At 73.5% G+C, this 14,545-nt stretch carries 14 protein-coding genes; 4 read left to right on the top strand and 10 right to left on the bottom strand.

The window, feature by feature from the left end; genetic code table 11:
* Positions 1-3: 3 nt before the first annotated feature.
* The 4 genes from ASF37_RS07490 to ASF37_RS07475 form a co-directional block, all read right to left on the bottom strand.
* A complete protein-coding gene (locus ASF37_RS07490; RefSeq protein ID WP_162239946.1) occupies positions 4-2,754 on the bottom strand; it encodes a chorismate-binding protein in 2,751 nt (916 codons plus the stop codon).
* Positions 2,735-4,837, bottom strand: coding sequence for a DNA polymerase III subunit gamma and tau (locus ASF37_RS07485; protein ID WP_235499102.1), 2,103 nt, complete (start codon positions 4,835-4,837; stop codon positions 2,735-2,737). Before ASF37_RS07485 ends, ASF37_RS07490 begins: the two co-directional genes overlap by 20 nt.
* A gap of 114 nt (positions 4,838-4,951) precedes the next feature.
* Positions 4,952-5,539 carry an LON peptidase substrate-binding domain-containing protein gene (locus ASF37_RS07480; RefSeq protein ID WP_055963124.1) on the bottom strand — a complete coding sequence of 196 codons (588 nt, stop codon included), beginning with the start codon at positions 5,537-5,539 and terminating at the stop codon, positions 4,952-4,954.
* Between the two features lie 19 nt (positions 5,540-5,558).
* Positions 5,559-6,572 (bottom strand): alpha/beta hydrolase, encoded by a 1,014-nt coding sequence (locus ASF37_RS07475; RefSeq protein WP_056556410.1) that lies wholly within the window; start codon positions 6,570-6,572, stop codon positions 5,559-5,561.
* Positions 6,573-6,795: 223 nt separating this feature from the next.
* On the opposite strand from ASF37_RS07475, the gene ASF37_RS07470 reads away from it, so the two are divergent.
* Positions 6,796-7,728: an iron-containing redox enzyme family protein gene (locus ASF37_RS07470; protein WP_056556413.1), complete on the top strand. Its 933-nt coding sequence runs from the start codon at positions 6,796-6,798 to the stop codon at positions 7,726-7,728.
* The gene (locus tag ASF37_RS07465) at positions 7,725-7,940 is read left to right on the top strand and encodes a CDGSH iron-sulfur domain-containing protein (protein ID WP_056556415.1); all 216 of its coding nucleotides are present in this window, start codon (positions 7,725-7,727) and stop codon (positions 7,938-7,940) included. The genes ASF37_RS07470 and ASF37_RS07465 overlap by 4 nt, the downstream gene beginning before the upstream one ends.
* Positions 7,941-7,964: 24 nt before the next feature.
* On the opposite strand, the gene ASF37_RS07460 is transcribed toward ASF37_RS07465, so the two are convergent.
* On the bottom strand, positions 7,965-9,149 hold the full coding sequence (locus ASF37_RS07460; protein ID WP_056556417.1) for a zinc-dependent alcohol dehydrogenase: 1,185 nt from the start codon (positions 9,147-9,149) through the stop codon (positions 7,965-7,967).
* A gap of 147 nt (positions 9,150-9,296) precedes the next feature.
* Between ASF37_RS07460 and ASF37_RS07455 the strand changes: the two genes are divergently transcribed.
* Positions 9,297-9,806 (top strand): hypothetical protein, encoded by a 510-nt coding sequence (locus tag ASF37_RS07455; protein WP_056579737.1) that lies wholly within the window; start codon positions 9,297-9,299, stop codon positions 9,804-9,806.
* A 46-nt stretch (positions 9,807-9,852) separates the two neighbouring features.
* Here the strand turns inward: ASF37_RS07455 and ASF37_RS07450 are convergent, their stop codons facing one another.
* The 3 genes from ASF37_RS07450 to ASF37_RS07440 all read right to left on the bottom strand — a co-directional run bounded on the left by ASF37_RS07450 (position 9,853) and on the right by ASF37_RS07440 (position 11,759).
* A complete protein-coding gene (locus ASF37_RS07450) occupies positions 9,853-10,038 on the bottom strand; it encodes a hypothetical protein (RefSeq protein WP_055963107.1) in 186 nt (61 codons plus the stop codon).
* Positions 10,039-10,113: 75 nt separating this feature from the next.
* A complete protein-coding gene (locus ASF37_RS07445; protein ID WP_162239945.1) occupies positions 10,114-10,899 on the bottom strand; it encodes a sigma-70 family RNA polymerase sigma factor in 786 nt (261 codons plus the stop codon).
* A gap of 74 nt (positions 10,900-10,973) precedes the next feature.
* Entirely contained in the window at positions 10,974-11,759 is a 786-nt protein-coding gene (locus ASF37_RS07440) for a class I SAM-dependent methyltransferase (RefSeq protein WP_082506439.1), read from the bottom strand.
* Here ASF37_RS07440 and ASF37_RS07435 point away from each other — a divergent pair.
* Complete coding sequence (locus tag ASF37_RS07435) at positions 11,758-12,414, top strand: sigma-70 family RNA polymerase sigma factor (protein ID WP_056579734.1); 657 nt, start codon at positions 11,758-11,760, stop codon at positions 12,412-12,414. The two genes, ASF37_RS07440 and ASF37_RS07435, sit on opposite strands and share 2 nt — an antisense overlap.
* Positions 12,415-12,706: 292 nt before the next feature.
* On the opposite strand, the gene ASF37_RS07430 is transcribed toward ASF37_RS07435, so the two are convergent.
* Both ASF37_RS07430 and ASF37_RS07425 read right to left on the bottom strand, forming a co-directional pair.
* Positions 12,707-14,212: a fused MFS/spermidine synthase gene (locus ASF37_RS07430; RefSeq protein ID WP_056579732.1), complete on the bottom strand. Its 1,506-nt coding sequence runs from the start codon at positions 14,210-14,212 to the stop codon at positions 12,707-12,709.
* A 49-nt stretch (positions 14,213-14,261) separates the two neighbouring features.
* Entirely contained in the window at positions 14,262-14,540 is a 279-nt protein-coding gene (locus tag ASF37_RS07425; protein ID WP_056579730.1) for a Rho termination factor N-terminal domain-containing protein, read from the bottom strand.
* Positions 14,541-14,545: the final 5 nt, after the last annotated feature.

Here is a 14,545-nt window from a genome sequence, read left to right as displayed (position 1 = left end):
CCTTCACCCTGTCCCGGCCGTCCCGGGCAGACCCTGGCGGAGGAAGGTGGCGAGGAGGTCGTGGCCGCGGGTGGTGAGGATCGACTCGGGGTGCCACTGCACGCCCTCGACGGGGTGGGAGGTGTGGCGCAGGCCCATGACCACGCCGGAGGCGGTGCGGCTGGTGACGACCAGCTCGGGCGGAAGGCTCGCCTCCTCGGCCACGAGGGAGTGGTAGCGCGCCACGGTGAGCGGCGAGGGCAGGCCCGTGTGCACGCCCAGCCCGTCGTGGTGGACGAGCGACGGCTTCCCGTGCACCACCTCGGCGGCGCGTACCACCCGCCCTCCGTAGGCCTCGGTGATCGCCTGGTGCCCCAGGCACACCCCGAGCAGCGGCGTGGTGGGGCCGAGCCGGCGCACCACGTCGACGCTGATCCCCGCGTCGGCCGGCGCCCCCGGACCGGGCGAGAGCACCACGTGCGTGAGGTCCCCGGCCTCACGGGCGTCCACCAGCTCCTCGACGGTGACCGCGTCGTTGCGCACCACCTGCGCGTCGGCGCCGAGCTCGCGCACGTACTGGACGAGGTTGAAGACGAAAGAGTCGTAGTTGTCGACGAACAGCACCCGCGCGCGGGTGCCCCGTCGGGGTGCGAGCGGCCGCTCCTGCTGCGCCGGAACGCCGGCGGACAGGTCCTCGGCGACCCGCCGGGTCACCGGACCGGGCGCCTCCCAGGCGCCGACGCCGACGACCTCACGCACGGGGACCGCCCCGCGCAGCGCGTTGGTGACGAAGACCTCCGACGCGGCGGCCAGGTCGGTGGTGGTGAGCCGGCGCTGGTGGAGCGGGACACCTGCGGCGAGCAGCGCGTCGACCACCCGGGCCCGCTGGGTGCCCGGCAGCACGCGCCCGTCGAGCGGCGGCGTGTGCACCCCGTCGTCGAGGACGCAGAAGACGTTGGTGCGCCCGCCCTCGAGGACGGAGCCGTCGACGTCGAGCACCAGCACGTCGTCGGCAGCCTCGCGCGAGGGGGCGGCGGAGAGGTCGAGGGGTCCGCGGTCGACCCACTTGTCGGCTCCCCAGCCGCCCGGCACGACCACGGGCGACAGGCACCAGGTGGCGGGCGCCTCGACGAGGGGGGCATCGACCATGCGGACGCCCACCGGCACCGGGTCCTCACCGACCCGCTCGGGCTCGGCCGGGACGGCCTCGATCCGCAGCCGGTGCCGCCCGGCGCCCAGGGTCGCTGCCCGCCGGGCGACCGCGTCGTCGAGACCCTCGCGCACGGTGGTGCCGTAGACGGCGCGCACGCTCGCGTCGAGCCGCGCCAGGTGCGCCTCGACGTCGACCGCGCGACCGTCGCGGACGAGGACGGTGGTGAACACGCCGCGGCGTGCGTCGGCGGCCGACCCGACCGAGCCGTGCACGGGCGTGGGCCGGGGACCGACCGCGGGAGCCACGTCGTCGGTGAGGGTGCCTCCGATCGCCGCAACCACCGGCGCGGCCTTCACGAACACCTCGGCCAGCTCCGCCGCCGGCTCGGAGTCGGCGACGATCCCCCCGCCGACGCCGAGCCACGCGCGACCTTCGGCCACCTCGACGGTGCGGATGACCACGTTGGTCTCCAGACCTGCCAGGGGGCTGAGGTGCCCGATGGCGCCGGTGTACGCCTCGCGGCCGGTGACCTCCAGCGCGGCGGCCACCTCCATGGCCCGGACCTTCGGGGCACCGGTGACCGATCCCGGAGGGAAGGTGGCTCGCAGCAGCTCGGCGTCGCCGACGCCGGGGGCGAGACGACCGACGACGTCGGACACCAGCTGCCACACCGCATGCCGCTCAGGACGCACCAGGGCGGGGACCCGCACGCTGCCCGGGGCGCTCACCCGGCCGAGGTCGTTGCGCATGAGGTCGACGATCATGACGTTCTCGGCGCGGTCCTTGGCCGAGGCCACGAGCGCTCCGACCGTGGCGGCGTCCTCGCGCGCGTCGAGACCCAGCGGCGCCGTCCCCTTGATGGGCGAGGTGAGCACCTCCTGGCCGGTGCGCCGCAGGAACAGCTCGGGCGAGAAGGACAGGACGGCACCGTCCGGGCTCTCGACGTAGGCGCCGTAGGCGGGTCGGAGCCGTTCGGCGCCGGCACAGAAGACGTCGAGCGGATCGCCCTCGAACGAGGCCTCCAGCCGGGCGCACAGGTTCACCTGGAACAGGTCGCCCGCGTGCACGTGCTCGACGGCGCGCGCCACGGCGGCCTCGTGCTCGACGGGCGACGGCGTGAGCGTGAACGCGCCCAGCCGGTGCTCCCGCGAGGGCGGGGGCGGTCCGTCGAGCAGGTCCAGCACCGGTGCGACGTCGGCGTCGCCCAGCCACTCGAGCCACCACGTGCCGCGGGTGCGCCGCAGCACCCAGGCGTAGAACGCCAGCTGGGCGTCGGGACGCGGCACGGGGCGCGACCTCGGCTCCGGGACTTGCTCCACGCGGCCACCCAACCGGTAGCCCCACAGGCCGATCCACCCACCGCCGAACCCGGCACCGGCGTCGTCGACGACGACCGGGAGGGGCAGGTCGAACGGGTCGTCGACGTCGGGGTCGAGCACACGGACCGGGTCGCACGCGACGAGCGCGTCGCCCTGGTGCCACGAGCCGACCAGACCCACGAGCCGGTCGCGGCCGCGCAGTCGCCGCAGCACCGCGAGGGGGTCGTCGTCGAGGTCGAGCCGGCGGCGACGTGCCACCAGGGCGGATCCGTCGGCGGCACCGTCAGCCGTGGTCGATCTCATCGATCACCCGGGCACCCAGCTCCCGGCTGAGCAGCTGCTCGGGATCGGTGCCCTGGTCGACCACCGGGTCGTCGGGGTGGGCGGACGCGTCGGGGTCCTCCGGCGGGGCCATCGAGGCCGGCTCGCGCATGGCCTGGCGCACCGACTCCGGTGCGCCCACCCCGCGGCCGGCGTCGCCACCGGTGGCCGGAGCGGCCTGGGCCGGCGGCGTGGGAGCCGCAGCCTGGGGCGATGCCGGCGCGGGGTTGCTCGCCGCCCGCGGGTCGGCTGAGGGGTCGACGATGGCGTCGATCCGCCACTGCACCCCGATCACCTGCTGCAGCGCCTTCTGCACGTACTCGGCGGAGCCGCTGGCCATGAAGGAGTCGCGGGCGCCGCTGTTGACCAGGGCGATGGTGAGGGTGGTCCCGTCGAGCGCCTGCACCTGTGCGTTCTGGCTGAGCATGATCCAGGTGAACCGGCGCAGGCCCTTGACCACCTCGAGGATCTCGGGCCAGAGCCGACGCACGTCGGCCACGCTCATCCCCCCGGCAGGTGCCGAGGCCGGCTGGGCCTCGGCGGCGGCCGGCTCGGGCTCGCGGGTCGGAGGCTGCGACGGGGCCGGCTGGGTCGCGGCCGGAGCCGCCTGCTCGGGCGCCGGGCGATGGGGCGCCTCCTGCGACGGCTGCGGCGTCGACGGCGGGGGTGGCTGGTGATCCGGCTCCGGCGGCTCCTCGACGTCCCAGGGCGGCGCGTCGTCGACGGGGGGCCGGGCCGGGTCGGGGGCGGGCGTCTGCCGGGCAGGGGCGCCCTGTGCCGGAGCAGCCTGCGTGGGGCCGAGCTGGGCAGGTGCAGGCTGGGCAGGTGCAGGGGCGGCCGCGCTCGGCTGGGCGTCGGCCGGGGCGTCGGCTCCCGTGGCGGCCGACGCGGCGGGGACCCCGCCCATGGAGAGTCGCTTCTCGAGCCGGTCGACGCGGGCCACGACCCCTGAGGCGTCGGAGGCCGGCACGAGGATGCGGGCGCACATCAGCTCGAGCAGCAGCCGAGGAGCGGTGGCACCGCGGAACTCGGTGAGCGCCGCGTTGACGAGGTCGGCCATGCGGGTCAGGTCGGCCGGGCCGAACGACGTGGCCTGGCTCTGCAGCCGCTCGGCGCGGTCGCCGGGGACGTCGAGCAGACCGGTGGCCAGCGCGTCGGGCACGGCGCGCAGCACCACGAGGTCGCGCAGGCGCTGCAGCAGGTCCTCGGCGAAGCGCCGCGGGTCCTGACCGGACTCGATGATCTTGTCGACGACGCCGAACACGGTGCTCCCGTCACCCGCGCCGAACGCTGCGACGGCCTCGTCGAGCAACGAGTCGGGGGTGTAGCCGAGCAGCTGGACGGCGAGGTCGTAGGTGACGCCCTCGGGCCCGGCGCCGCCGAGGAGCTGGTCGAGCACGCTCAGCGTGTCGCGCACGGAGCCGGCGCCGGCGCGCACCACGAGCGGCAGGGCCGCCGGCTCGAGCCGCACGCCCTCGGTCTCGCTCAGCTGGTTCAGGTAGTCGCCCAGCGCCTTGGGCGGCACGAGCCGGAAGGGGTAGTGGTGGGTGCGCGACCGGATGGTGCCGATGACCTTGTCGGGCTCGGTGGTGGCGAAGATGAACTTGAGGTGCGGCGGCGGCTCCTCGACCAGCTTGAGCAGCGCGTTGAAGCCCTGCGGGCTCACCATGTGCGCCTCGTCGATGATGTAGACCTTGTAGCGGCTGCTGATGGGCGCGAAGAAGGCCCGCTCGCGCAGGTCGCGGGCGTCGTCGACGCCACCGTGGCTGGCGGCGTCGATCTCGATGACGTCGACGCTGCCCGGCCCGCCCCGGGCGAGGTCGCGGCAGCTCTGGCACTCGCCGCAGGGGTCCGAGACCGGCGCCTGCTCGCAGTTGAGTGCGCGGGCGAGGATGCGGGCGCTGGTGGTCTTGCCGCAGCCTCGAGGCCCGGAGAACAGGTAGGCGTGGTTGACCCGGTTGGCCGCGAGCGCGTGCCGCAACGGGTCGGTGACGTGCTCCTGACCGATCACCTCGGCGAACGTCTCGGGACGGTACCGGCGGTAGAGGGCGAGAGGGGCATCCACGCGCCTGAGCCTAGGACATGGCGCCCACATCGCCGAGGCCGTCGTGGAGGGTCCCGGCGGACCCGGTGCGCGCCCGACTCCCTGTGTCGCCCGAACGACGTGGAGAGGCAGGCCCTAGCTGCCTGGGCCGAAGGCCTCGTGCATCTGGACCGCCTGGTCGTAGGCGTCGTCGACGGCGGAGAGGAGCTGACGGGCGCGGGTGGAGCGCAGCAGCGCGAGCCGGTCGTAGGGACCGAGCGGGCAGGCGTCCGCGAGGTGCCAGCAGGCGGCGAGCAGACCGTGCGGAGGCGGTTCCGGCGCCATGATGCCCAGACGCAGCGACGCAGCGACCGCACGGTCGTGCACGGCGGCCACCTCGGCGCGGTCGACGTCGGGCACCAGGTCAGGGAGGTCGCGCACCCGGGCCCGCGGGTACGGGTCCTCGGGAAGCCAGCCCTCCACCTCGACGCGGCGTCCGCCCTGCACCACCATGCCGACGTCGGACTCTCGCGGCTCGGCCTGGACGATGCGCCCGACCGTGGCCGTGGAGAACCGCGCGTCCCCGCCGCCGGCCTCGTGGCCGCGCTCGATGAGGACGAAGCCGATCTCGGGCTCCTCGGCCTGCAGCACGTCCTGCAGCATCTCCAGGTAGCGCGGCTCGAACAGCCGCAGCGGCAGCAGCCCGCCCGGCAGCAGCACGGTGCCGAGCGGGAACATCGGCATGGCACTCACGGGGACAGGTCTACCCCACCGGGGCGTCCCCCGCAGACGACACGATCGCGGTGGCTCGCAGCCAGGCGTCGACGGCGTCGTAGGCGGCCTCCCGCGGCTCCTTCAGCGAGAGGAAGACGTCGTGGCGGGCGTCGGGGATCGGCAACGACGTCACGGCGTCGCCGAGGCAGCCGACCCACCGAGCGATCTGCTTGACGTCGAGCACCGCGTCGGCGCGGTCGACCTGCTCGCTCCACGAGCGGGCGAACCGGGTCTTGTCCGAGCGCAGCACCAGCGACGGCACGCCGACGTCGAGGCCGCGGTGCAGACGCGCGTGTCCGGCCCGGACCGCACCGAGCCACCCGTAGGTGACGCGGAAGCCGTCGAGCGGCTTGAGCACGGTGTCGTAGTCCCACTCGCCGTGTCCGCTGACGTGCAGGCTGCTGCCGTACGCGTCGGTCGGCGGCAGCTTCATCACGTCGAACGGCTTGATCCGTCCGACGCCACGGATGGCGAGCGTGCCCACCGTCCGCATCCACGGCTTGCCCTGCAGGTCGAACCATGGGCTGTTGAGCACCAGCCCGCTGATGCCCGCGCCGCGCGAGCCCCCGGGACGCTGGTTGAGACGGTGGAGCCACAGCGGCAGCACGAGCCCTCCCGTGGAGTGGCCCGACAGCAGCACCGGACCCCCGGGCACCTCCTCGCGCACCACGGCCAGAGCACGGTCCAGCTCGGCGTCGTAGAGGGCGAGGTCGGTGACGTGGTGAGCCGTCTGGCCCTCCCGACGCGAGCGGCCGCACTTGCGCAGGTCGAGGGCATAGAACGCGAAGCCCCGGTCGACGAAGAACTCCGCGAGCTCCTTCTGGAAGAAGTAGTCGCTGAACCCGTGGACGTAGAGGACGGCCCGCTCCGCGGGCACGGATCCGGTCCAGGTGCGGCGCACGAGCGTGGCGAACACCTCGCCCTGGCCGTCGGGGTCGTCGCCCAGCTCGAACGTGCGCTGCTCGTAGCCCTCGCCCAGCATGTCGGGCTGCCAGTCGCTCATCGTGCCTCCTCGGGGTCCGAGGAGACTCTAGAGGACGGGGCCCACGCCAGAGGCGTCGTTCGTCGAGGCCGGCTGTGCGGAACAGAAGCGGAACAGGGGCGGCGCGGCCCGGCCCCGCACTGCGTGAGGCGGGCCGGGACCGCGTCACCCACCTCTCAGGTACCCGGCGAGCACGGAGTCAAACCTCACGTGTCACGGCACCTACCCGGGGTACGTCAGGGTCATGAGGATCCCCACGCCGTGCGGCCCGGTCAGCCAGGCCGTGCACGACCACCTGACGATGCTGCGCCCGCTCCCCGACCTCCTGGACGCACCGGCACCGACCACCCGTGACCACGCCCTAGCGCTCTGGACGCTGTACGAGCTCGCGTACCGCGGCTTCGACGGCGTCGACCCCGACCTGGAGTGGTCGCCGGAGGTGCTGAGGCTGCGGAACCGTCTGGGTCGTGACCTCGAGGCCTGGTTGCGCGAGGCGTTCGCGACCTCGACCGGCCCCCGCGACCTCGCCGGCCTCGTCGAGGCCGACAGCGACGTCCCCGGCGTCGCCCGCTTCGTCCGCGAGAGCGCCGATGCCGACGACGTCCGCCGCGTCCTCGTCCAGCGCAGCATCTACCACCTCAAGGAGGCCGACCCGCAGTGCTTCGTGCTGCCGCGGCTCGGGAACGCCGCGAAGGCCGGGCTGGCCGAGCTGCAGTACGACGAGCTCGGCGACGGGCAGGCGGACCGTCTGCACGCGCACCTGTTCGAGCGGGCGATGGAGGCGGCAGGGCTCGACCCGACCTACGGCGCCTACGTCGACGAGGCGTCCGAGGAGACGTTGACGCTCAGCAACGCGATGTCGCTGCTGTGCCTGCACCGACGTCTGCGGCACGCGGCCCTGGGCCACCTGGCGGCCTTCGAGGCCACCAGCTCGCTCCCGAGCGCCGACATGGTGCACGGCCTGCGCCGTCTCGGCTTCGACGAGACGGTCGCGCTCTACTACGACGAGCACGTCGAGGCCGACGCGGTTCACGAGCACCTGGCCCGCACGCTCTGCGAGCTGGAGACCGGTGGGGACCCGCAGCTCGAGGACGAGGTGGGGTTCGGCGCCTTCGTGTGCGTCTTCGTCGAGGAACGCTGCGCCGTCGACCTCCTCGGTGCGCCGGTGCCGGCATGAGCGACCGCAGGGAGGCGATGATCCGCGGGGCGCAGGCCGGCCCTCGCCTGGTGCGCGACCTCGGCTTCGTCGTGGCGCCCGACGGGACGGCGGTGCAGGCCCAGCGGCCGGTGGTCGCCCTGTGCCGCTGCGACGCCACGGCGCGCGGCCCCTGGTGCGACGGGACGCACAAGCTGATCGCCCGACGTGCCGCGGCCGGCCCCCACCCGTGAGGGGGAGCCGGCCGCGCGCGTCCCTCAGAGGCTGGGGTCGAAGACGACCTTGACGGCGCCGTCGTCCTTGCGCTGGAAGATGTCGTACGCGCGCGGCGCGTCCTCCAGCGACAACCGGTGGGTGGCGAAGGACTCGAGGCCCAGCGGGTCGTCGGCGCGCTCCGCGAGCGGCATCAGGTCGTCGACCCACCTCTTCACGTTGGCCTGTCCCATCCGCAGCGTCACCTGGCGGTCGAAGAGCTGCTGCATGGGCATCGGGTCGTGCGTGCCCGTGTAGACGCCCGACAGCGAGACCGTGCCGCCGCGGCGCACCAGCTGGGTGGACAGGTGCAGCGCGGCCAGCCGGTCGACGCTGGCCGAGGTCATGGCCTGCTTCGCCAGGCCGTCCGGGAGGAGGCCGACCGCCTTCTGCAGCACCGAGGGCGCCGGCGAGCCGTGCGCCTCCATGCCGACGGCGTCGATCACGCCGTCCGCGCCACGACCCGACGTGAGCTCGAAGACCGTCTCCACGACGTCGTCGTCCTCCACGTGCAAGGTCTCCACACCTCGCTGTCGCGCACGCTCCAGCCGCTCGGGGACCAGGTCGATGCCGATGACCCGGATGCCCTGGTGCAGCGCGAGACGGGCGGCCATGTCGCCGATCGGGCCGAGTCCGACGACGGCGAGCGTGTCGCCCTCGTGCACGTCGGCGTACCGGACGGCCTGCCACGCCGTGGGCATCACGTCGGACAGGTAGACGTATCGCTCGTCGGGCAGGTCGGGACCCACCTTGATGGCGCCGTAGTCCGCGTGCGGCACGCGCAGGTACTCGGCCTGACCGCCAGGAACGCTGCCGTACAGCTCGCTGTAGCCGAACAGGGCTGCTCCCGTGCCGTGCGAGCGCACCTGCGTGGTCTCGCACTGCGTCTGCAGCCCCTTGCGACACATGAAGCAGTCGCCGCAGGCAATCTGGAACGGCACCACCACGCGGTCGCCGACGGCGAGGTTCGTGATGCCGGCGCCGACCTCCACCACCTCGCCCATCGTCTCGTGACCCAGGACGTCACCGGTGTTCATGAAGGGACCCATCACCTCGTACAGGTGCAGGTCGGAGCCGCACAGGCCGGTCCTCGTCACCTTCAGCACGACGTCGCCCGGATCCTCGATGCGAGGGTCCGGCACGTCGTGCACCTGGATGTCGCGTCGGCCCTGCCACGTCACTGCTCTCACGGTCGTCCTCCTCGCGTCGGTGGTGTTCCTCCGACGCGTACCCGCCGGGCGCGAGACCATGCGTGGCATGGCCCGACCGGGAGCGGGTACATGCTGGGCACAGACCTCGACCACGAGCGGGACAACGCCCGCCCCGAAGGAGCACCCATGCCCTCCCCCATCTCCGCGATCGTGCCGGGCGGATCACCGATCGCCCACCACGTGCACACGCACCTCGCAGGCTCGGCCGCGGGCATCGACCTGTTCGACCGCAGCGCCGACGCGCAGCTCGATCCCGAGATCGGGAACACGGTGCGCACGATCCACGGCGAGCTCGTGGACGAGCGACGCCGGTTGCGCCGCATGGCCGACGACCTCGGTGTCGGCGAGTCCAAGGCGCTCACGCTCGCGGCCCAGGCCGGCGAGCGGCTCGGACGCCTGAAGCCCAACGGCTCCCTGACGCAGCGGACCGACATGACCGACCTCGTCGAGCTCGAGGCGATGCGCACGGCCGTCGCGGGCAAGCGCGCCGGGTGGCAGGCGCTGCTGTCGGTCGTCGACGTCCACCCGGCGCTGGACCGCGAGGAGCTGGAGGACCTCGTGGCCCAGGCCGAGTCGCAGCAGGACCGGCTCGAGCAGGCTCACACCCAGGCAGCGGCCCGGGCGCTCGTGCGCTGACCGGCGGCCGGGTGGGTGTCCGCCCTCCCCGGCCGCCCCGTCCAGGTCAGGACGACGCGTCGTCGCCCTCCTCGCCACCGTCCTCGTCGTCCTCCAGCTCGGAGGCGTCGAGCGACGGCTCTGTCGGGGGAAGGTCGGCGTCGGGCTCGGTGTCGGGCGACGTCGCGGGGTCGACCGGTGCGTGGTCGTTGGTCCCGGGACCGGACTGGGGGCTGCTTCCGAAGGTGCTCATGTCCCAGGACTACCCTCGATCGGCCTGCCTCACACCTCGACGACGCACCGTGGAACCCGGCGCCTCGCCGAGGGGTCAGCCGTCGAGCGGCCCGATGCGCTCGCGCACCCGCTGCAGCACCGCCGTCAACCGGCGCGAGACCTGCATCTGCGAGACACCGAGCTCGACGCCGATGTCGCGCTGCGTGCGGTCCTCGACGAAGCGCATGTGGAGCAGCCGACGGTCCTGCTCGTCGAGGGAGCGCAGCGCCGGCATCGCCGTCTGGAGCCGCTCGACCGCCTCGTGCCCGGGATCGAGCGCTCCGATCCGCTCGTGCGCGAAGGTGCCGTCGGCGGGCGACGGCACGTCGAGTGACCGGGGCGCGAAGGCGTCGTGCGCGGCGTCGGCCTCGCGGACCTCGGCCACGCCGATCCCGAGGCGCTCGGCGACGTCCTCGGCGCTCGGCTCGTGCGTGCCGGTGCTGCGCAGCTCGTCCCGGGCGGCCGTCACCGACATCTGCAGCTCCTGGAGCGAGCGCACCGGCCGGATGGTCCAGCCGCGGTCACGGAAGTGTCGTCGCAGCTCGCCCAGGACCGTGGGCACGGCGTAGGCGGCGAAGGAGCGGCGTTCGGGGTCGAAGCGGCGGATCGCCTTCACGAGGCCGAGGCGCGCCACCTGGTCGAGGTCGTCGTCGGCGATGCCGCGGCCGCGGTAACGGCGCGCCAGGCGGCCGGCCATGGGGATGTAGTCGGACACGACATCGTTCTGCAGCTCGCGACGTCGGTCGGCGGGCGCCTCGGCCGCTCGTCGCAGCCGCTCACCAGTGGCGACGTCGGGATCCTGGACCGCGCTGGCGGTGGGGGCGGGGAGGGTGGTGGTCATGCACATGCCTCTCGTCGAACGAGATCGGCTGCTGACTCAACCTGTCCCCACGGAACCACGGTTCGGGAGGTCGTTCAACTCGAACGGGTCGTGGGCGCCACGAGCGCCACCACGCCGCTCGATCCCTCCTGCCCCTCCTCGCGCACCTCGACCACCTCGAGGCCCACCCAGGTGAAGGGCCGTTCCAGCAGCTCCACCTGCTCCCGGCTGCCGAGCTGGAGGAGAAGCCGTCCGGTCGGCTCCAGGTGCTTGGCCGCCACCCGGACGCATCGGCGGGCCACCTCGAGTCCGTCGATCCCGCCGTCGATCGCCCAGAGCGGGTCGGCGGGATGCTCACCCACCCGCTGCGTCGGCACCCACGGCGGATCCGCGACCACGAGGACGAACCGCTCGTGCTCACCGAGCACGGCGTCGAACTGGCCTTCGCGGACCTCCACGTCCTCGGTCACGCGCTCGGCGTTCACGCGAGCGAGCTCGCAGGCCCGGGGAGCCGCGTCGACCATCACCAGTCGACGTCCGGTGCCGTGGACCGCCCCGAGGCCGATCTGGCCGGCCCCCGAGCACAGCTCGAGCACGTCGCCCTCGGGGAGGGAGGTCAGCAGCTCGGTTGCCCAGCGCGACTGGGCGTACGTCCATGGTCGCGGCAGCAGCACGGTGTCGTCGACGTCGATCGACAGGGGACCGAACGGCACGGTCCGCACGGTCGGGGCGGGGGCGGTCTGTCCTGGGGAGTCCACGTGCGGGACGTACCCGAAGCCGGCCACCTCAATCCTGCCGCGGTTGCGGATCGCCGACGGCCGGGTCAGGCTGGGAGCAGGTTGAGCAGCAGCCGTCGTCGCCCCGACTCGGGAGGTCGACATGGCTCAGACCATGCGCACGGGCTCACTCATCCAGGATCATCTGCCGCTCGCGGCTCATCTGGCTCGCCTCTACCGCGGCCGCGGCGTCGACGACGACGACCTGCTCCAGGTCGCCCGTCTCGCACTCGTCAAGGCGGCGGAGCGCTTCGACGCCGATCGCGGAGACTTCGCGCCGTACGCGGCCAGCACCATCCGCGGCGAGATCAAGCGGTACTTCCGCGACCACGCCTGGAGCGTGCGCCCACCGCGTCGACTGCAGGAGCTCCAGGCGCGCATCGCCACGGAGACCGTGGTCGGGTCCTCGTGGACCGAGAACCCACAGGAGATCGCCGCGCAGCTCGGCGTGCCGGTGACCGACGTGCGTGAGGCGCTCGCCGCCGGCGGCTGCTTCACGGCCGACACGCTGGACGACGGCATCGGATCGGCGGCACTCACGGAGGACGGGTACGCCCGGGTCGACACCTGGCTCACGGTCCGGTCGTTGCGCACCAGGCTGACCGACGACGAGCGACGCCTGCTCGCGTGGCGCTTCGTCGACGAGCTGCCCCAGCGCGAGATCGCGACCCGGCTCGGCATCAGCCAGATGCAGGTCTCACGTCGTCTGTCGACTCTGCTGGCGCGGCTGCGTCGCGAGGTGGGTGACGTCGCGGCCTGACCTCGCCCGCACGCAGACCGGCGGGTCCTGAGCTCGCGACAGTGCGCGGGGCAGAGCGGGTCAGCGATTCTCCCTTCGCGCGGGACGGTCCACGAGAAGGAAGAATCCTGCGTGGATCACGCGCAGATGGAGAATCGTGGCCGCGCCCCGCAGACCCAGCCGGGCCGAGAACCCCCGCTCCGGTCGAGGCCCTGTCGGAGCCCACCCGACTCTCGGTCACAGCGACGCAGCAGCGGGCGAGAGCACAGCCGCCGGAGAGGCCCGGCGGCAGCGAGGACCCGCTCGGCGACCGTCAGGGGGTGAGCAGCTGGTCGACCGGGGCGTAGTCGTCGGTCAGCTCCGCGGCGTCGCCCACCCAGGCGTCGAGGTCGTCACCGTCGGTGACCTCCCACCCCACCTGGCGCTCACCCAGTCCGGCGCGCACCGCGTCGACGTCGACCGGTCGCTCCGACGCCGCCACCACGATGTTGCCGCCGCCCGGTCCGGGGCCGTCGGCGGGCCAGCCGAGCACCGCCACGTGCGGCCAGCGCTCCTGGACGGTCCGCACCTCGGCGCGGGCGAAGTCCAGCGATCCGTGGTCGATCACGTTGAGCACGTAGACGCCGTCGTCGTCGAGGGCCTCGTGCACCTCCTCGGCCATCTCACGGGTGGTCAGGTGCCACGGCACGCTCACGCCGCCGAAGGCGTCACCGACCACGAGGTCGAGGCTGCCGGGCTCGACGTCGCGCAGGCCGAGCCGGGCGTCCTCGACCCGCACCCGCAGGGCGTCGCTGGTCTCCAGCCCCAGCTCGTCGCGGTCGAGCTGCACGACGCCGCCGTCGATCTCCGAGACCACGCTCGTGGTACCCGGGCGCGTCGAGGCCAGCCACCGGGGCATCGTCACACCACCGGCGCCGAGGTGGTGCGCGGCCAGCGGCTCCGACGTCGGGAACATCGCGTCGATCACGGCGGCATAGCCGCGGGTGTAGGCGAACTCGAGGTACTCGGGGTCGGAGAGGTCCACGAAGGAGTGGCGCAGGCCGTCGAGCACGAGCAGGCGGCCGTCGGGGGTGGATCCCCCCGGCTCCACCGACGCGCAGTGGTAGGTGGTCTCGACCTCGCAGCCGCCGGGCGCCAGGGCCGCGGTGCCACCGACGAGCACCGCGCCGCCGACGGCGAGCAGGCCGAAGCCCGGCCCGCGCAGACGCAGCTCCAGCACGGCGGCGGCCACGGCCAGGAGCACCCCGAGGCCTACCAGGATCACGCTCACCCGGACGTGCGAGATGAGCACGAAGCCCGTCAGCACGGTGCCGACGATGGCGCCCACGGTGCCGATGCCCGAGAGGCGACCGACGACCGTCCCGGTCTCGTCGAGGGTGCGCAGCAGCAGCTTGGTCACCATCGGCGTCACTGCCGAGAGCAGGGCGCCCGGCACCACGATCGTCGCGGCGGCCACCAGGTACAGCAGCCCCACGGACTCGGGATCGGCCACGCTGCGCACCGCGAACGGTGTGGCGGCGATGACGACGCCCGAGATCGCGAGCAGCGGCGCGAGGGCCCGGCGCGGGTCGATCGTGTCGGCGGCCCTGCCGCCGGCCCACGAGCCCGCCGCGATGGCCGCCAGGGCCAGGCCGATGACGGTGGTCGACGTCTCGAGGGTGAGGCCGAGGTAGGGCGCGAGCAGCCGCAGCGCGACGATCTCGACCACCAGCACCGCGGCGGACGAGCCGAACACCAGGACGCCTGCGGCGAGGTCGCTCAGCGGTGGCGGCTCGCTCCCGGGGTCGGGAACGGCGCTGGAGGACTCTCCGTCGGTCATGCCGACAGTCTTCCAGCCGTTCCCGCCCCCGCAGGGTGGACGGCGTCCCTCAGTGGTCGCGCAGCTTCTCGATCAGCTCGTCCTTGCGCAGGTCCGAGTAGCCCTCGAGACCGAGCTCCTTGGCCCGGCCGCGCAGGTCGTCGACCGTCCAGTCCTCGTAGGAGCCGGACTCGCCCCCGCGCTTGCCGACGGTCTTCTCGCCGTCGCGGGCGGCCGCGTTGGAGATCCGGGCGGCCTTCTCCTTCGAGGCTCCGTGGTCGCGGAGCGTCTCGTACATCTCGGGGTTCTTCAGCGACGGCTCGTCGCTCGCGTCCTTGCCTGCCGGCATGGCGC

It is taken from the genome of Aeromicrobium sp. Leaf289 (assembly GCF_001423335.1).
Classification (GTDB): domain Bacteria; phylum Actinomycetota; class Actinomycetes; order Propionibacteriales; family Nocardioidaceae; genus Aeromicrobium.
This window is presented reverse-complemented; position numbering and strand designations above follow the sequence as displayed.